Annotated in this window: 21 protein-coding genes and 1 tRNA gene; 13 read left to right on the forward strand and 9 right to left on the reverse strand. The window is 34.4% G+C overall.

The window, feature by feature from the left end; all coding sequences use genetic code 11:
* Positions 1–7: 7 nt before the first annotated feature.
* Positions 8–82, forward strand: a tRNA-Val gene (locus ABFR62_07170).
* A 254-nt stretch (positions 83–336) separates the two neighbouring features.
* Here ABFR62_07170 and ABFR62_07175 read toward each other — a convergent pair.
* Both ABFR62_07175 and ABFR62_07180 read right to left on the reverse strand, forming a co-directional pair.
* Positions 337–2553 (reverse strand): WG repeat-containing protein, encoded by a 2217-nt coding sequence (locus tag ABFR62_07175; GenBank protein MEN8138196.1) that lies wholly within the window; start codon positions 2551–2553, stop codon positions 337–339.
* Positions 2554–2617: 64 nt separating this feature from the next.
* Positions 2618–2884, reverse strand: coding sequence for a hypothetical protein (locus ABFR62_07180; GenBank protein MEN8138197.1), 267 nt, complete (start codon positions 2882–2884; stop codon positions 2618–2620).
* A gap of 800 nt (positions 2885–3684) precedes the next feature.
* Here ABFR62_07180 and ABFR62_07185 point away from each other — a divergent pair.
* Entirely contained in the window at positions 3685–4068 is a 384-nt protein-coding gene (locus tag ABFR62_07185) for a hypothetical protein (protein ID MEN8138198.1), read from the forward strand.
* A gap of 63 nt (positions 4069–4131) precedes the next feature.
* Here ABFR62_07185 and ABFR62_07190 read toward each other — a convergent pair whose 3' ends face one another.
* From ABFR62_07190 to ABFR62_07200, 3 genes are all read right to left on the reverse strand, one after another.
* Positions 4132–4743 carry a hypothetical protein gene (locus tag ABFR62_07190; GenBank protein ID MEN8138199.1) on the reverse strand — a complete coding sequence of 204 codons (612 nt, stop codon included), beginning with the start codon at positions 4741–4743 and terminating at the stop codon, positions 4132–4134.
* 131 nt (positions 4744–4874) lie between these two features.
* A complete protein-coding gene (locus tag ABFR62_07195) occupies positions 4875–5912 on the reverse strand; it encodes an RluA family pseudouridine synthase (GenBank protein ID MEN8138200.1) in 1038 nt (345 codons plus the stop codon).
* 48 nt (positions 5913–5960) lie between these two features.
* Positions 5961–6770: a PASTA domain-containing protein gene (locus ABFR62_07200; protein ID MEN8138201.1), complete on the reverse strand. Its 810-nt coding sequence runs from the start codon at positions 6768–6770 to the stop codon at positions 5961–5963.
* 201 nt (positions 6771–6971) lie between these two features.
* Between ABFR62_07200 and ABFR62_07205 the strand changes: the two genes are divergently transcribed.
* The gene (locus ABFR62_07205) at positions 6972–7946 is read left to right on the forward strand and encodes a D-alanine--D-alanine ligase (protein MEN8138202.1); all 975 of its coding nucleotides are present in this window, start codon (positions 6972–6974) and stop codon (positions 7944–7946) included.
* Positions 7947–7953: 7 nt separating this feature from the next.
* Entirely contained in the window at positions 7954–8412 is a 459-nt protein-coding gene (gene coaD, locus ABFR62_07210; GenBank protein MEN8138203.1) for a pantetheine-phosphate adenylyltransferase, read from the forward strand.
* A gap of 165 nt (positions 8413–8577) precedes the next feature.
* Here coaD and ABFR62_07215 read toward each other — a convergent pair whose 3' ends face one another.
* The gene (locus ABFR62_07215) at positions 8578–9168 is read right to left on the reverse strand and encodes an NUDIX domain-containing protein (protein MEN8138204.1); all 591 of its coding nucleotides are present in this window, start codon (positions 9166–9168) and stop codon (positions 8578–8580) included.
* On the opposite strand from ABFR62_07215, the gene pyrE reads away from it, so the two are divergent.
* The gene (pyrE, locus tag ABFR62_07220; protein ID MEN8138205.1) at positions 9167–9814 is read left to right on the forward strand and encodes an orotate phosphoribosyltransferase; all 648 of its coding nucleotides are present in this window, start codon (positions 9167–9169) and stop codon (positions 9812–9814) included. The two genes, ABFR62_07215 and pyrE, sit on opposite strands and share 2 nt — an antisense overlap.
* Before the next feature lie 13 nt (positions 9815–9827).
* Positions 9828–10217 carry an SRPBCC family protein gene (locus ABFR62_07225; GenBank protein ID MEN8138206.1) on the forward strand — a complete coding sequence of 130 codons (390 nt, stop codon included), beginning with the start codon at positions 9828–9830 and terminating at the stop codon, positions 10215–10217.
* A 160-nt stretch (positions 10218–10377) separates the two neighbouring features.
* Here ABFR62_07225 and ABFR62_07230 read toward each other — a convergent pair whose 3' ends face one another.
* Entirely contained in the window at positions 10378–11109 is a 732-nt protein-coding gene (locus ABFR62_07230) for a biotin--[acetyl-CoA-carboxylase] ligase (protein ID MEN8138207.1), read from the reverse strand.
* A gap of 323 nt (positions 11110–11432) precedes the next feature.
* On the opposite strand from ABFR62_07230, the gene rsfS reads away from it, so the two are divergent.
* The 6 genes from rsfS (at position 11433) to ABFR62_07260 (ending at position 16448) form a co-directional block, all read left to right on the forward strand.
* A complete protein-coding gene (gene rsfS / locus ABFR62_07235; GenBank protein ID MEN8138208.1) occupies positions 11433–11795 on the forward strand; it encodes a ribosome silencing factor in 363 nt (120 codons plus the stop codon).
* Positions 11796–11831: 36 nt separating this feature from the next.
* Positions 11832–13862: an ATP-dependent zinc metalloprotease FtsH gene (gene ftsH / locus ABFR62_07240; protein MEN8138209.1), complete on the forward strand. Its 2031-nt coding sequence runs from the start codon at positions 11832–11834 to the stop codon at positions 13860–13862.
* A 142-nt stretch (positions 13863–14004) separates the two neighbouring features.
* The gene (locus ABFR62_07245; GenBank protein ID MEN8138210.1) at positions 14005–14622 is read left to right on the forward strand and encodes an LUD domain-containing protein; all 618 of its coding nucleotides are present in this window, start codon (positions 14005–14007) and stop codon (positions 14620–14622) included.
* 5 nt (positions 14623–14627) lie between these two features.
* Entirely contained in the window at positions 14628–15440 is an 813-nt protein-coding gene (locus ABFR62_07250) for a phosphatidate cytidylyltransferase (GenBank protein ID MEN8138211.1), read from the forward strand.
* A gap of 1 nt (position 15441) precedes the next feature.
* Complete coding sequence (locus ABFR62_07255; GenBank protein MEN8138212.1) at positions 15442–16095, forward strand: phosphatidylserine decarboxylase family protein; 654 nt, start codon at positions 15442–15444, stop codon at positions 16093–16095.
* 41 nt (positions 16096–16136) lie between these two features.
* Positions 16137–16448, forward strand: a complete 312-nt coding sequence (locus ABFR62_07260; GenBank protein MEN8138213.1) for an acyl-CoA-binding protein — start codon at positions 16137–16139, stop codon at positions 16446–16448.
* A gap of 48 nt (positions 16449–16496) precedes the next feature.
* Here the strand turns inward: ABFR62_07260 and cysK are convergent, their stop codons facing one another.
* Positions 16497–17399: a cysteine synthase A gene (gene cysK, locus ABFR62_07265; GenBank protein ID MEN8138214.1), complete on the reverse strand. Its 903-nt coding sequence runs from the start codon at positions 17397–17399 to the stop codon at positions 16497–16499.
* Positions 17400–17668: 269 nt separating this feature from the next.
* A complete protein-coding gene (locus ABFR62_07270) occupies positions 17669–18058 on the reverse strand; it encodes a nucleoside triphosphate pyrophosphohydrolase family protein (protein ID MEN8138215.1) in 390 nt (129 codons plus the stop codon).
* Between the two features lie 44 nt (positions 18059–18102).
* On the opposite strand from ABFR62_07270, the gene ABFR62_07275 reads away from it, so the two are divergent.
* A complete protein-coding gene (locus ABFR62_07275) occupies positions 18103–18288 on the forward strand; it encodes a hypothetical protein (protein ID MEN8138216.1) in 186 nt (61 codons plus the stop codon).
* Positions 18289–18482: the final 194 nt, after the last annotated feature.

An 18482-nucleotide genomic window follows, 5' to 3' on the forward strand; every position in this document is an offset into this window, starting at 1 on the left:
ATATTTCGGGCGATTAGCTCAGTTGGTTCAGAGCACCTCGTTTACACCGAGGGGGTCGGGGGTTCGAATCCCTCATCGCCCACAGATAAATGTAAAAGACTGTTAAAACTATGTTTTAACAGTCTTTTTTTATTTCAGAAAGTGTCAAAACCCTGGTTTTGTAAAGTTTTTGAAATAAAAAAAGCAAACTTCGAAAGGAGTTTTGATTCCTTTTACATTTTCAAAATGGGGCCAAGGGATGGCAGAGCAATCCCTCATCGCCCACAAAAAAAGCCACAATCTTAAATGATTTGTGGCTTTTTTTTATTCTCTTTCTTTAAAAGGTCATGAAAATCATCATTCCTTTTTATCCTCGTCTTTAGGAAGTACTCCATATATAAATGAATTAGTATTTAAATCGAAATACTGATATTCTCCAAAAATATATAATCGAAGCATACTCCCCCTATAGAGCTCAATTTTAGAGTAATAAAACGGAAGTACTATCGTACCGTCTTCATCCAGTAATCCGTATAAATTATTTTTTTTAGCCAGATAATGACCATCTCCTAACTTCTCTAAATAGTCGAAATCAAAACCAATAACATTCTTTCTCCTTTTATCTATAACACCATATTTACTCTTCCTGGAAACGATAGCCACACCATTATCAAATGCGCTTGCATAATCATAAATATAAGAGGTCCAAAGTGAAACGTCTTTGGTTACGTATCCCCACTTTCCTCTCTTCGAAACCGGCACCGGAAAATCAACTACCTCTCCAACTTCTTCAAAGATATCCGGAAACACCTTTTTACCAAGAGAATCAACTACTCCGTATTTCCCCCTGTATTTCGTTTTAGCATATCCTCTGCAATACTTAGTCTCCACTGTATCACCTTTGAACCTATAAAACCTGTCTGATGTTATTTTTTCTCCGTCGAGCTTTCTGTAACCATATTTTTCACCACTAAATACAGCATATTTACCTTCACTCTCTTCTCCTATATATCTGTACTTATAAGAAATAACAGTATCTAATTTCGGTAAAGAGATCAGACCGTACTTAGACTCACTGTTCATTACCCTAAACTGCTTGTCGTATCCTTTCAAAATTCTTTTATACTCTAGCGGTAAAACAATATTTCCGGTAGAGTCAATTACACCATATAATATCTGTTTTACAATTTCCGCATCATCAGCTAAGGAATCGGTAACAGAATCATTAACATCACCGGTGACCATATGTTTCCCAACAATTGAAAAACCATTACTAAACTCTTCGGCATAATCAAATTCCGCCCCATTAAACAACTTCTCACCATTAAGATTATGGAAGATATACTTCTTACTGACGGATTGTTTTACCAATATCACTCCATTATTTGGAGTAGATATATAACTGTAATTGAAGCCCAGAATCTCTCTACCCCTTTTATCTATTAAGGCAATAGAATCACCCTTTACAACATGAGCTACTCCTTCTATAAAATCGGTTCCGTCATCATATATAAAATCAATTACCTTCTCACCTTTCTTATTTATATAACCTACATAATCTTCATTTGCAACAAGTGCCATCTCATTGCTGAAATCATTTTCAAATTCGTATTCAGGATTAATTCTAACTTCCCCCTTAGAGTCTACATATCCCCATTTCCCTTTAATAACAACTCTATGCAAATCCAAATCCCTCATAACTCTGGATTCAGTAAGCATATCAGGATATGGAAATTCATGATAATTTTCTATAAACTCATGCATTTCATTATCATTAAAATCTGTAAAAGACAGAATAAATATGTTCTTCCATGCTTCTGCAACATATGGGTTATCCGGAAAGTTTTTCCTAAACCGGTTATAACTTTCCAAAGTTTGATCCTCAGTTGACAGTTCATATATTTTTCTCCGGGCTTCTACCACAAAAGAATTATCAGGGTACGTATTTACAAAATCAACATAGCTCTGCAAACTCCCATTTCCGGCTTTCTCCTCAAATAACATTTCTTCATATTCCGACTTTGCCTTTTTCGCTCTGGGATCGTCAGGATAAGTAGTGTAAAACTCCCGGTAACTTTGAATACTTCCTACTGAATCAGCAAGTTCAAAAGCCAGATCGTTTCTCGATTTTTTCACATCATCAATATCCTCATAAGATGGATAATCATCGATAAAATCATTTATAACAATAATATTACGACTCCCTTTAACTTCACCCCATAAAGCCGAAATTACATCGTTTTTATGCTTCGAAATCTGTAAGGAATCAATATAAAATTTCAAGAGAAATTCTTTCTTCTTTTTACTTGCTTCCCCATAAGTAAGTTCAGCATTTTCAATATACATATAGGCATTATCCAAATTATGAAATGGATTATCGTTCCTGTAATAAATCATACTCAACCCATAGCTTGCAGCAGTTGGTTCCCGCTTCAACGATGACTCAAATAATGATTTAGCCTTAAAATAATCAAAAACATTTAAAGCCTCATACGCCTTGTCTATTTTACCTGCAAAAAGCCCTACAGAAATAAAAATAAATACAACTCCTGCAGTTACCGTTTTTCCTAACATATATAACTAAATAAAAACTCCCCGAAAACATTGGCTAACGGGGAGTCACTTTTTATGAATTCAACTATAAAGAATTTATCTTCTCTACTAACTCCTCTGCTTTTTCTTCTACTTCCCTACTCAACAATCCAAAATATTTCTTTGAATCATCAATATCTCTCTTGTTTATTTTCACCATTAAATCATCGTAATACTCTACAGCTTCATCAACTATTTTATTTGCTCCTGCATCATCTTTTTCAGGATTTACCAACATCCACAAATAACATTCATCTATTAAATCTCCAAAAAGATAATTTACATTCTTCTTTAATATTCTCTTACTGGCCATAATTGTTCTATTTTCTATTTTATACAAATGTAGTAATTATATGAAGTTTTCGTTCTTATTATTATAATTTTATGAAGCTAATCCCGCTATCCACTTATACTCCTCAAAAAAGCCACAATTCACAATAACCATAAGTATATCTTTTTTTTCAAAAAAGCTCCCTTATGGCTTTGTTCATTTATGCCTTTTTCTGTGGGGTAACGTTTCTATCGGGGCTACCCCTACAAAACTTACCATTTCAAACATATAACAGATATCAAATTTTAAAATACAAGGTCAAATATTGAAAAATACAAAATTAGAAAGCAAAACAATCAATACACTTTTCATTTTAAAATTTATAAATACATTTGTACAAATTATACTTAACGATGCTTAGAGCAAAAAACATAGCTAAAAAACACTCAACACGCCAATCATGGATGTGTCAAATGTCTATGCTATCAATCCAGGGCTCTGATATTAATGTTTCCAATTCATTTAAGAAGCCTAATAAAGCACTAATCGAGGAAGATATTTTTTAGTAAAAAATAAAATATTCAAATAATCAAAGGTGCTTTTTCTAACAGGGAAAGCACCTTTTTTTTTAAAATCAATTAAACAATAGAAAGATGATCACAAAAATGCAAAATCAGTCAAAATCCACAAAAAGAGCAATAACAGGTAAATGTAATTCAAAACGTAATTACCGACTTCTTAAACTACCCGATTTACCATTATTAATATTATAAATAACAAAAAAAGGCATCCACATGAAATAAGCATAAATTTCATGTAACCTTAAAAAACAATTTATCCACATGAAAACGATAAGAAATACTAAAAAGGACAAATACTTCAGAATAAGAAAAAGAGACCTCAACTCTAATGGCGAAATTTTTCCGCATATTTTGCTCGAGCAAATGGAAAATGCTTTAACTACTCCAGTAAAGGATATTGAAAGAAACTACAACCTAAGCGCAAAAAGATCCAGCAGTATTTATAAAGTTGATATTATCGGCGGAGCAAATACCGGCGACGAACTTAGGATCCACACTCAACTTGGGAAGTTCGATGCTAAAACTGCTGTATACCATATACAAGTGGTAAAAAAAGACAAAAGGAACAAACAATCAATCGTCTGCAAAGCATCATTCTCATATAAACTAGAAAACAATTTAGCAATTCAAAAAATTGCATCCTGATATATATAAAAAGGTCGTCCAACATAATTGCAGGACGACCTTTCACTTTATACGATTTAACAACTAGTTTCCTCGTGTATATTTCACCATTTCTTCATCAAAAGCTTGCTTAAACTTCTCGTAACTGTAACCGGCTTTAAAAATTTCATCTTTCGAAAGAGTTTCATTATAAGCATCCACCAGTTCATAACCTGATAATTCAATTGCCACGTAATACTTATACTTACCTGTACTTTCTACTTTTGTTTGTTTTTCGCAAATTTGACTAACGTCTCTTAACTCCCGATCTACTATAGCTCTGGTATGTTGTTCGAAATGCTCAAGGGCCAATTCCTTATTATTTATCCCTGACGACTTTATATAATTACCTCCAACAGTTTGCATAACTGAATTAACATCTCCTGCCAACTGTGCTTTGGCATTCGACAAAGCTTTTTTACGCGCAGTCATCTGATCTAAACTCTCTCCCGAAGCAGAACCTCTAAAATCCTTATCGGCAGAGAAAAACTCAGATCCGCTACAAGGTAAATTTGCCACAACCTCATCTTTTGTACTTGGCTCCGCCTCATATTTAGTGGATGATGGCGTTGTTGCCTTTTTGCTACCACAACCGGTAACTAAAGCCAAAGAAAGTGCAGCTACACTAGTAATGGCAAATCGAACTATTATTTTCATGTTAGATTTTTATTTAGTTTTCTATCTGATCCTAACAGAGAACTCTGTTAGCAAACGAATATATTAAAATTGTTTTATACTTTACAATTAATAATTAACAAAGATAATGTCAGCATACCAATAAAACTTTGCTAATCGTTAGAAGTTCTACTTTTAGAATACACTCTCCACTTCTCTACAACAGCCTGGATATCATCAGGTATCGGAACTTCAAATCTCATAAACTCCCCACTAACAGGATGCTCAAAGCCTAATGTTCTTGCATGCAATGCCTGACGTGGCAACAACGTTAAACAATTCTGCACAAACTGCCTATAATTTGTAAACGTTGTACCTTTTAATATTTTATCTCCGCCATATCTTTCATCTCCAAATAAGGTATGACCAATATATTTAAAATGTGCTCTTATCTGGTGAGTCCTTCCGGTTTCAAGTCTGCACGAAACCATAGTTATATAACCCAATCGCTCTAATACTTTATAGTGTGTAACAGCCTCTTTTCCCAGTTCCCCTTCAGGATAGACAGACATCTGCATTCTATTCTTCACACTTCTGCCGATATGTCCTTCTATAGTCCCTTCATCTTCTTCGACATCGCCCCAAACCAAAGCCACATATTCTCTTTCAGTAGTTTTATTGAAAAACTGTTTAGCCAAATGAGCCATAGCAAATTCATTTTTGGCGATTACCAGTAATCCGCTTGTTCCCTTATCGATTCTGTGAACCAATCCGGGCCTGTCCAGGTTTTCACTTTTATCAGGTAAGTTATCAAAATGAAAAGTCAGAGCGTTCACCAGGGTTCCACTGTAATTGCCGTGTCCGGGATGTACTACCATCCCATGCTCCTTATTTACTACGATCAAATCATCATCTTCATAAACAATATCCAAAGGTATATCTTCAGGAAGCACAGTACCGTCTCTTGGCGGATATGCCAATATCACTTTTACTTCATCACCGGCTTTAACTCTATAATTTGGTTTAACTTCATTTCCATTCACCAATATATTTCCGGCTTTAGCAGCATTTTGAATCTTATTTCGAGTAGCATTCTCAATAAAATTCATCAAATACTTATCTACTCTTAAAGGCTCCTGCCCCTTATCGGCAATAAATTTATAATGCTCGTAAAGTTCCCCTCCATCTACCTTTTCCTCTATCTCTTCCATTTATTATCCTTTCTTTAATTTGAAAACAAAAGTTAACCGGTTATAACATTATTCAACAGATAATGAATCACTTGTAATTTTCGTCAATTTCGAACTATCACTTGTCAACCATAAATCTATCACACTCCCTATCTTCAACTTGCTGTTTTTATGATAATTAGGATATTGCTTGTATATAAAATATTTTTCAGCATCATTTCTTCCACCGTCATATCTTACTTTTCCAAGGTTTAACGACATTTCGACTAACTTCTTTTTTGCTACAGAGATATCATCTCCTATAAAATTAGGCAAAGTGGTCTTCTCGCTATTTAATCCGGCACCTAAAACCAAATCTATAACAGACTCTTTTGGCAACGTAACCAATGAGTCTAAAATTTTACCCCTATATTTCATATCCAGCACCACATTCTTCCCTATATCCGGTCTATATTCAAACTTTCCTACCTTAAACCCAACTGTCTTTAGGTAAGAAACTGCCTGACGACTGGTTTTACCTACTAAATACGGAACCTGTACCGAACGAAAACCACTAGGATTTACAGTTAAATATATAACTCTCCCCTCTTTTACCTCTATACCACTCACAGGGTCTTGTTTTACAACCGAATTTTTAGGAAATTTTGTTGTATATGCCGACGAATCGATAACTTTATATTCCAGTGATAAATTCCCTAAAGTTTCTTCTACCTCTAAAATTGAGTATGTTTTTAAGTCCGGAACCGTAATTGTTTTATTGTGTAAAGTAATTTCTCCGAGTAAATTTGTCACAAAATAAATTCCGACCAGCAAGACTATGATTGCCCCGAACACATTAACTACAAACCACTTACTAAAGATAAATTTGAATAGATTCATTTTTTAAAATTATTCGTTACTATAATAATATTTAATCCATTATAACATAATAGCTCCGCAAATATAATAATTAGTTCTACAAAGCCTTTTGTATATTTGTTAATTCGGAAAAAGTGATTACTTTTCACCGTTATTTAAAACGATCGCACACCACAAAAATTATCTAACATAAATTAAAAGCAAGTAAATATTAATAATAAGATGAAGAAGAATATTGCTATAGTAATGGGCGGATATTCCACAGAAGCAGAAATTTCGAAGAAGAGTGGAACTGTGGTTTTTGAAAATATTTCTAGAGATAAATTCAATCCCTATAAAATAATAATAGAAAAAGACCGGTGGTACGCAGAAATTGATGGAAAAAAGTTTGATATAGACAAGAATGATTTCAGCATAAGTAAAGACGGTGAAAAAATCAAATTCGATGTAGTATACAATGCAATTCACGGGAGTCCCGGTGAAGATGGTAAATTAAGTGCTTACTTCGAATTAGTAAACATTCCTCACAACACCTGCGACTCTTTTGAATCGGCATTATCATTCAGCAAAAGAGAATGTATTTCGGTAGCAAAATCACACGGGGTAGTTGCTGCTGAATCTATATTCCTGAGCAAAAACGACATATACAACATCGATGATATTGCAACAAAAGTAGGTTTGCCATGCATGGTAAAACCTAACAGAGCAGGTTCGAGTTTTGGCATAAGCAAAGTTGATAAGTTAGAAGACTTACAGGGAGCAATTGACAATGCGTTTTCTATCGACAACCAGTTACTTATTGAAGAATTCATTACCGGTACTGAAGTAACTGTTGGCGTTATTCCTTTCGAAGGAAAATTAAAAGTTCTACCAATGACCGAAATAGTTTCACATAATTCTTTTTTCGATTATAACGCAAAATACGAAGGTGCATCAGACGAGATCACCCCTGCAAGAATCTCTGAAGAAGATAGAAAAACTGTTACTGAAGCTGCTTTAAAAGTTTACAAGGCACTGGACATTAAAGGCTTTTCAAGGGCTGAATACATCATCAAAGAAGGTATTCCTTATTTTATTGAGATAAATACTATTCCCGGACTTACCGAAGAAAGTATACTGCCCCAACAAGCTAAGGCTGCCGGAATTAGTTTAACTGAATTATTCGAAAGTTCAATTAACGAAGCATTAAACAGATAATAAAATGATACGACGAGCTGTATTTCCGGGTTCATTTGACCCTATTACAAATGGACATTTAGACATTATTCACAGGGCACTTCCTCTTTTTGATGAAATAATTATTGCTATTGGAACCAATTCGTCAAAAAAATACATGTTTCCCTTAGAGAAAAGAATAGAATGGCTTGAGGAAACATTCAAAGAGCACAGTAAGATAAAAATTACTCACTACGAAAACATGCTAACTGTTGACTACTGCAAACAAGTTGATGCTAAATTCATCATAAGGGGGCTGAGAAATCCTGCGGATTTTGAATTCGAAAAAGCTATAGCACAAACAAACAGAAAGCTTGATCCGGAAATTGAGACAGTTTTTTTACTTACTTCTTCAGGATTCTCTTCTATCAGTTCCAGCATTGTTAGAGAAGTTATGCAATACGATGGAGATTACTCTTCATTAGTTCCTGATACTGTGAAGAAATAATGCAATGATACAATGGGGCTTTTTCAAAAGCCAGCAAATACGTCATATTGAGTAGAGCGATAGCGGAATCGAAATATCTTTTTATATTATAATCCGATTCTTCGACTACACTGTATTTCAATCAGAATAACGGTGTTTTGCTTTTGAGACAGTCCCATTAAGTTATCAAAACAATAATTTAATATTCTCCCAGGTATTTTTCATCGCCTCATTTATAGCTTTGGCGTCGAGCCATTTAACTTGGGTTATCCCTTCCTTAGTTTGAGGAACTAATTCGCCTTCATAACCTGACTTCATTTTATACCAATGCGAAATTTTTAACACCAGTTTACCTTTATAGCGATAGGTATGGTAGGTAGTTTTAATAAACTCCGATACCTCCAACCCTACTACTCCGGTTTCCTCTTCAACTTCTCTCATAGCTCCATCCTCATTACTTTCGCCTTCTTCAATAAATCCTTTAGGCAGATCCCAAACACCATCACGATAAATAAACAGTATTTCGCCATATTTATTCTCTACTTTTCCGCCTGCAGCAACCCGTACTTTTGCTATTTTTCCAAAGTCTTTGAAAACCTTTCCAGGATTATCACTAATCAGCAATACCTTATTATACTTTCCATCTTCCAACTCAATTATAATTCTTTCAAGTTGCTCTATTCCGACGTAATCTTCTTTCAAATCGAAATCAAAATTCGACTTTTTAACTATTTTAAGAAGTTTTTTGTTTACAAAAACATTGTACATTTGCTTCATGATTTTAGATAAAGAAACTGCCAAAAAAACAGCTGAATTTTTAATCCAGGTTAAAGCTATAAAACTTCAGCCAAACGACCCATTTTCATGGGCTTCAGGATGGAAATCCCCAATATATTGCGATAATAGAATTACTCTTTCGCATCCTACACTAAGGACTTTCATCCGCGAAAACATGGTCAAAGCTATTGAAAAAAACTTTGTTAAACCAAATGTTATAGCAGGAGTTGCAACAGGAGCTATTGCTATAGGTGCTCTGGTTGCTGAAGCAATGGGACTTCCGTTTGTATACATCAGACCGGAAGCCAAAAAACACGGTCGTCAGAATCAAATTGAAGGACACTTCGAAAGCGGACAATCTGTAGTTATAATAGAAGACTTAATCAGCACTGGTATGAGCAGCCTTAAAGCTGTAGATGCTCTTAAAGAAGCTAATGCCACAGTACTTGGAATGGTAGGGATTTTCACTTACGGATTTGAAGTTGCGGAAAAAGCATTCGAAGACAAAAATATTGAACTGGTAACTCTATCAGATTACAATCATTTGCTAGAACAGACTTTTGAAACAAGCTATATAACCGATGATGAGCATTTATTATTAAATAAGTGGAGAAAGGCTCCGGATAAATGGATGCAAAACCTATAACACACACCAATATATGACAATTGAAAGCAACAAAGTAATTGTAAACAAATCCCCTAAAGAACTTTTTGATTTTTTAGCAGAGTTTAAGAATTTCGAGCAACTTATGCCTAGTGAAGTTCAAAAATTTGAAGCTGACGAAACATCATTCGTATTCGGGATTAAAGGAATGCCGGAGATAAGACTGATTAAAAAATCATCTGCAGAATACTCTCAAATCATACTTGAAGCCGCAAGCTCAAAACTTCCTGTAGAACTTATTGCAAACCTGGAAGACAAAGGAGATAACAAAACAGAAACTCAACTGATTTTTAACGGTGAATTTAATCCTATGATAAAAATGATGGTTCAGAAACCATTAAAAAAATTCATTGAAACTTTATCTGAAAACATCGAAAAACTGTAGTTTCCAATAAAACTTATCATATTTTTAAGAGAAGCTGTATCAAAAGTCAATTTTCACAACATTTTAAGCCTTGCGTACTTGTTTGTAAGACAACTTTGTTGAGAAATATAAATTCTGAACGACGAATTCGCCCCTTTTGATACAACTTCTTTTTTAGCAGCTATGACTTCATTTTGATCTCTCCATTACTAAAAGTAACTATTTCATCGTCTTCCAATTCAATATTTACTCTTCCAAACTCATCAACTCCTCTAATAATTCCATTAAATATTTTCCCGTCTTTTTCAAATACAGAGATTTCATTCAGCTTATAAAGGTATTTCAGGTAAACATCGGTTATTTTTTCATACCGCTGTCTATATACATAATTGACAAAAAACTCAATATGATCCGCTATTTGGTTTAATAAGTTATGTAATTCTAACTCAACTCCACTTTCGTTATAAATAGAGCTTGCATTTACAATGTGGTCCGAAAATTTTCTTTGGTTAACATTTACTCCAACACCAACAACCGAATAGCCTATATAACGTCCTTTAATAGAATTCTCTATCAAAATACCAGCAACTTTTTTTCCATTGAGGTAAATATCATTTGGCCATTTAATATGAAAGTTTGGCGAAATAATAAGAAGCGACTTCAATATAGCAACACTTATAGCCTTACTCAACATAAACTGCTCCATTACCTGAAGACTGTCATGACGAATAAGCATACTGAATGTAAGGTTATCTCCGGGCTTACTCTCCCAAACTCTGCCAAACTGCCCCCTACCTTTATATTGGTTATTTGCCCAAATAATACTTCCACTGGAAATAGATTCATTTTCAGCCCATTTTAACAACAAGTCATTTGTAGAGTCTACGGCATCATATTTGAATATTTTCCTCACGTCTGTAAGTATAATTTAAAAAGATTATTTTACTTAATAAAAAAGGTTAAATTTGCGGGTCATAAAAGTATTAACAATTTAGCAGTTTTTACAAAAAAAATGAAATTATAAAAATATTAAACGGTATGAGCTTTGACAATACTTTCCCCATAATACGAAAAATGACTGTAATGCAAGTTACCAGGTCGTACTAACTAAGGAAGGTATTTCACAGACAAAAACGTATAATAAACATATGAAATCCCCATGAATGCCGGGCGTACAACAAACGGGATGAATATTTTGGGGATACCATATAACCAAAACATAGAAATTAATAACATATGAAAGAGGCAATAAATACTGATATTTTAATAGCAAACATCATTAAGGCAATAGAAGATATTAAAGGTGAAGATATTTTGCTGATGGACCTTAGAGAAATCGAAAATAAATCTACAGATTATTTTATAATTTGCTCCGGAACATCAAACACCCACGTACAATCAATTGCAAATGCTGTTGAAAAAGACATTTCCAAAGAATTTAAAGAAAAACCATGGCACGTTGAAGGTGCTGAAGTTAGTGAATGGGTTCTTCTCGATTATGTTAATGTGGTAGTACACGTATTTCAAAAACCCATAAGAGAATTTTATAATATAGAAGGATTGTGGGGAGATGCTAAAACCACTAAAATTTCTAATTAGTCTTACCTCAATATAATATACAACTAAAAACCTATAATAAAATTGAACGATTTAAATAAAAAAAATAAAGAACCTAAGGGAAGGTTTAACCCGTATTGGGTATATGGGGCCATCTTAGTACTATTCTTGGCAGGTCAATTCTATTCAATGCTGAGATTAGGTCCGGTAGAAACCAGTTATCAACAATTCGAAACCGAGTTTTTACAAAACAATGATGTTTCCAAAATAGTTATTGTAAACAAAGATATTGCCCAAATATACATCAAGGAAGAATCTCTCGAAAACAACGATACTTATAAAGATGTAAAACAGGGCCCCATGGGCGAAGATGTTAACCCGGGACCTCATTACCAATTCCAAATTGGTGATCTGCAAAACTTCGAAAACAAAATGGACAATCAAAGGTCTAAGCTTGACCTTGATTTTACCATCGAGTACGACACGCAAAAAGACGTTTGGGGTGATTTATTAGGATGGTTATTGCCAATTATCCTAATGATTGCTGTATGGATTTTCATCATGAGAAGAATGTCAGGAGGAACAGGCGGAGGAGCAGGTGGACAAATCTTCAATATTGGAAAATCGAAAGCAAAACTTTTCGATCAAAACAGCGATGTGAAAATTACTTTTGAAAACGTTGCCGGACTCGAAGGAGCAAAAGAAGAAGTTGAAGAAATTGTCAGCTTCTTGAAAGAGCCGGAAAAGTACACTTCTTTAGGTGGTAAAATCCCAAAAGGAGCACTTCTTGTAGGACCTCCGGGAACAGGTAAAACTTTATTGGCAAAAGCTGTTGCCGGTGAAGCAAAAGTACCTTTCTTCTCTCTGTCGGGATCCGACTTTGTGGAGATGTTTGTAGGTGTGGGAGCATCGCGTGTTCGTGATTTATTTAAACAGGCAAAAGAAAAATCTCCAGCGATAATATTCATCGATGAGATTGACGCAATAGGTAGAGCAAGAGGGAAAAATCAAATTACCGGAGGAAACGACGAAAGAGAGAATACTCTTAACCAGCTTCTTACCGAAATGGACGGATTCCAAACTGACACAAACGTTATTGTTCTTGCCGCTACCAACCGAGCCGACATTCTTGACAAGGCCCTTCTTCGTGCAGGTAGATTCGATCGTCAGATCTTTGTTGATTTACCGGATCTAAACGAACGTCAGGGTATTTTTAAAGTACACCTTAAGCCTATTAAGCTGGTAGAAAATCTGGATATAGAGTTTTTAGCTAAACAAACACCGGGATTCTCGGGAGCTGACATTGCTAATGTATGTAACGAAGCTGCCCTAATAGCTGCCAGAAAAGGCAAAAAAGCCGTAGATAAACAAGACTTCTTAGATGCTGTTGATAGAATTATTGGTGGGTTAGAAAAGAAAAACAAAATCATATCGGCCGACGAGAAGAAAACAATTGCATACCACGAAGCCGGTCATGCAACCGTAAGTTGGCTGCTCGAACATGCTGCACCACTGGTGAAAGTTACAATTGTACCACGTGGTCAATCGCTTGGTGCGGCCTGGTACTTACCGGAAGAACGCCAAATTACAACTACCGAACAAATTCTTGATGAAATGTGCGCAACTCTGGCAGGTAGAGCTGCAGAACAAGTAGTTTTTGGCAAAGTATCTACCGGAGCTCTTAACGACCTGGAAAAAATAACAAAACAAGCACAGGCTCTAGTTACTATTTATGGCTTAAATGATAAAATAGGTAATATTACTTATTATGATTCAAGTGGCCAAAGCGAATATAGCTTTACAAAACCTTATAGCGAACAAACTGCGCAAATTATCGACAAAGAAATCAAACTAATAATTGATACTCAGTACAATAGAGCAGTTAAAATTATCACCGATAATAAAGACAAATTAACCACCTTAGCTGATGCATTGCTTAAAGATGAGGTTATATTTAAAGAAAATCTTTTAAAAATATTCGGAGACAGACCCCATGATAAAAACAGACTCATTGTTGAAGAAGAAGTAGAGGAAAAAGATACTGACGCCAACAACAATGAGAAAGAAAATACAAACACGGAAGTTTCTGATACCAAAAAACTAGAATAGTCACACAATTTAGTATATTTACCTGACTCAAAAGATAACTATCTTTAAATACAAAGGCTGCCTATTCAATAAAGGTAGCCTTTATATAATAGGGTTTTAACTCGTGTAAAACTGTTTAACATAGCTAAATCAGGATCTCAACTTGAAATCATTCTTAAAGAAAATATTAGGAATTAAAGACCAGGAACAAGTTTCCGAAGAAAAAAAGGAAATTAATCCTGACGAAAACATCGTTGAAAAAAAAGAACAACTTCCATTAGATGAAAAATTTGCAGAATCATTTACAAAGACCGGTGGGAGGTTTATTTACTGTTTTGACGAGCAAGAAGTTTTAGAGGCTATAAAGAATATTATTATTGAAAATGGCTGGAATGAAATTTTATCTTTTGACAGTTCTATTGATCAATTACTAGATCGTGCAGGTATACCACATTCAAATAATACTAAAGGTGATAGTGCATTTTTTACCAGCTGTGAAGCTTTAATAGCGAAAGATGGCTCCATATTAATTTCTTCAAATCAGACAAAAGGAAGAAAATTATCAAACCTTCCGTACGATTTTATGGTAATTGCACATGTGAAAGACCTTCTGGAGGATCGTAGTGACGGTCTTAGAAGTATTAACTTACGCTGGCATGGGAATATTCCTTCAGGAATAACGACAATAAAAGGACCTAAGACAGTTACAGGAACAAATAATATATTAGATTCTGGTAGTATAAACACATCAAAGAACATATATTTGCTGTTGGTTGAATAATATCTATGGAAAACGAATTTATTAAAAGAGCTATTTCAGGTCTGATTTTTGTTGCTGTTGTATTGGCGGCAATTTGGTATGGACCAACTGCCTATTATACCCTGTTAGGGCTAATCATGATTTTTGGACTGTATGAGTTCTCAAAAATGGCTGTTTCAGATAATCTGGAAAGATTTGGAATTATGTATCCTATCAGTATCAGCATTTTTCTATATGGGATTGCTGATTATATAAACTTGGAACCAATTATTCTAAAACTTCTGATTTTCCTTTTGGTATTCATTGTTTTCATTGTTGAACTCAACAAACAAAAACCAAATCCTTATAAAAATTTAGGAAACCTCTATCTGGCTATAATTTACATAAGTATACCTCTTACTATTGCCACTCAAATTCCAAACTTCAATGGAACTTACCATCCGGAAATTATTTTTAGCATCTTTGTACTAATATGGGCTAACGACAGTTTTGCATATATGGTAGGTAAAAGGTTTGGTAAACACAAACTAATAGAAAGAATATCTCCTAAAAAAACCATAGAAGGTTTTATCGGTGGACTTATACTAACATATATTGTAGGATTTATTATTTCTTACTTTTTTGATATTTTCTCACTCGGACAATGGTTTATTATCACCAATATCGTTGGAATATTTGGCGTACTGGGAGATTTAGTAGAATCTATGTTTAAACGCAAGGTTGCAATCAAGGATTCCGGTAAATTCATGCCGGGGCACGGTGGAATTTTAGATAGATTTGACAGTTTCTTATTTACATCGCCGTTTATTTATATCTTTACACAACTCATTCAATTATAGCATGCTACATAAAGAAGGATTTAAAATATTAATCAATTCATTATTAATTTTAGTTGGTATTAACTTACTGGCAATGTACTTTATTCCCAATTTTGAGTACATCGTGAAAGGCTTGTTAATTGTTTCGATAATATTTTTCATATTAATTATACAGTTTTTTAGAAATCCCAAAAGAAATACAGAGCATAATGAAAATCTTATATATTCCTCTGTAGACGGTAAAGTCGTTGTAATTGAAGAAGTTGAAGAAACTGAATACTTCAAAGATAAAAGGTTACAAATATCTGTATTTATGTCTCCTACTAATGTTCATGTTACCAGATATCCTATAGGAGGAAATATTTTATTCTCAAAATATCATCCGGGCAAATATATGGCTGCATGGCTGCCTAAATCCTCTACAGAAAACGAAAGAACGACAGTTGTTGTTGAAAACAGCAAAAGTAAGGTTCTATTCAGACAAGTAGCAGGAGCTATGGCCCGTAGAATAGTAAACTATGCTCAGGAAGGCACAAGTGCTACTCAGGGAGGCGATTCCGGTTTTATTAAATTTGGTTCAAGAGTTGATATCTATCTTCCCTTAGATGCTAAGGTGAAAGTTAACATTGATCAAAAAGTCAGAGGTGGAGAAACTGTTCTGGCTGAATTTATCTAACATTTTTCTTTACTAAATTCTAACGCTATACAATATGGATTATGAAGAGAGAAGAGGCTTTAAAACAACTGCAAACTGCAAGTACAGTAAATGAAAAATTTGAAGTTGCATACAATATATTAAAACACTCTCCTCCTATTTCGCAAGACAAAATGCTTCTTCTTTACGCCTATTACAAACAAGCAGTTTTTGGTGATTATAGAGAAATTAAAAGTGATAATGATTTTAGCAATTATATACAAACCTTTAAAAACAATGCCTGGGGCCAAGTAAGAGGGCTGTCTTCAGATAAAGCTAAACAGGAGTATATCAATTACACTATACAACTTATAAAGGACGAATATCCAAAATAACTATACCCGAATGTAGTTTAAATCCTACTCAATGTAGATTAAATGCTATTAAAGCATACTTAAATACCTTTCGCCCGTATCGGGTAATAAAACAACTATCTTCTTACCATTATATTCATCATCAGCAATTTTTTGATAAGCAATATGTAAAGCTGCACCGGATGAAATACCTACAAAAATCCCATTATTTCGAGCCAGTTTACGAGAAGCATTAATTGCATCTTCGTCAACAACTGTTACTACTTCATTATATATATCAGTATTTAGTACATTAGGTATAAAACCTGCTCCTATTCCCTGTATCTTATGCTGCCCGGGCTTACCTCCCGAAAGAACGGGAGATCCTTCAGGTTCAACTGCTATAACCTCAATAGATTGTTTTTTTTGCTTCAAAATTTCCGATACTCCGGTAATGGTTCCTCCGGTTCCGACTCCACTTATAAATACATCTACACTTCCTTTTGTATCTTCCCATATTTCAAGTGCGGTAGTACGCCGGTGAGCATCAGGATTTGAAGGATTTAGGAACTGTTGCGGCATAAACGAATTTTTAGTATTTCCTGCAATTTCTTCGGCCTTGGCTATAGAAGCTCTCATTCCGCCACTTGCCGGTGTCAACACAAGCTCTGCTCCATAAGCTTCTAACACTTTCCTTCTTTCAACACTCATACTCTCAGGTAAAGTAAAAATAACCTTATATCCTTTAGCTGCCGCCACAAGTGCTAAACCAATCCCCGTATTACCACTTGTTGGTTCAATAATTACAGAATCTTTATTAAGTAGTCCTTTCTTTTCAGCATCATCAATCATTGCAAGTGCAATCCTGTCTTTAACAGAACCACCCGGATTAAAATATTCCAACTTCGCCAATATCCTTGTACCTCTATCATCAGAATAGATTTCGACCAAAGGCGTTTTACCTATTGTTTCAGTTATGTTTTTGTAAATCATTGTCGGAATTAACTCAAGTAAATAAAACTCTATATAACACAAGAGCGGGAAAGACCTCTCTTTCCCGCTCGCTGTATGTGAAAGTTACCATCAAAATGAAAAACCTATTCTGTTTGTTACCTTGATAAAAATCCAAAAAATTCCACCAAAACAATAATCACTAAACCAATAACAAAACGCTTTCACATACAAATTCTCACCTATTCAAACTGCTATCTCTCAGCTTGATATAAAGATAATTAAAAAAAACGAACCTGTAATAATAATAATTAATTAATTTTCAATAGCTCATTTATTCGTGGAGCAAAGTAACTTTCACCCTTAAGAGCCTTTCCATCTTCTCTGTATATTGGTCTTCCATCTTTTCCCAATTTCGACATATTACTCTTGTGAATTTCATCGAAAACCTTTTCAATCACATCTTGCATCCCATGTTCTATAATTGTCCCCAACAAAACATAGAGCTTATCACCGAGAGCATCGGCTACATCAACATAATCACCTTTTAATGCAGCTTCCAGATACTCATTGTTCTCTTCCTCCATCAACCTATGGCGTAACCTGACTAAATCTTCAGGAAGTTTATCCTTAAAATCTCCCCCGGCTCCCAACTCAAAAGTTTTATGAAATTCTAAAACTTTATCAATCTTTTCCTTCATATATCTTTATTTATATTTTCTATTTTTGACTTCAAAATACTGCTATGTACAATAACATTCCAAATATAGACTATCTTAACTTATCAATTATATTAATAATCGATACCATAATTGCCGGTACTATTGCATACAAGCAACACAAAGAGCAAGGTTATAACTTTGGAAAACAATTTATTCAGGTTTGGATTGGCGTTACTGGTGTAAGTTTTATTATTTTAAAATTCTTCTAATTAACGCTAGACTTTGAAAATATAATGAGAGTATCTTTTATCTTCCTTCTTGTATCTTTAGCTCGCTGGCACTCCGTTCTTCAACGGTTGCTCGCTGAACCTCCTTCGTCGGTTTCCTCTTTTATCTTCCCTCTTTTATCTTTTATCTTCCTCCTTTTATCTTTTATCTTTTATCTTTTATCTTTCGTCTTTTA

The organism is Bacteroidota bacterium (assembly GCA_039714315.1).
GTDB lineage: Bacteria > Bacteroidota > Bacteroidia > Flavobacteriales > JADGDT01 > JADGDT01.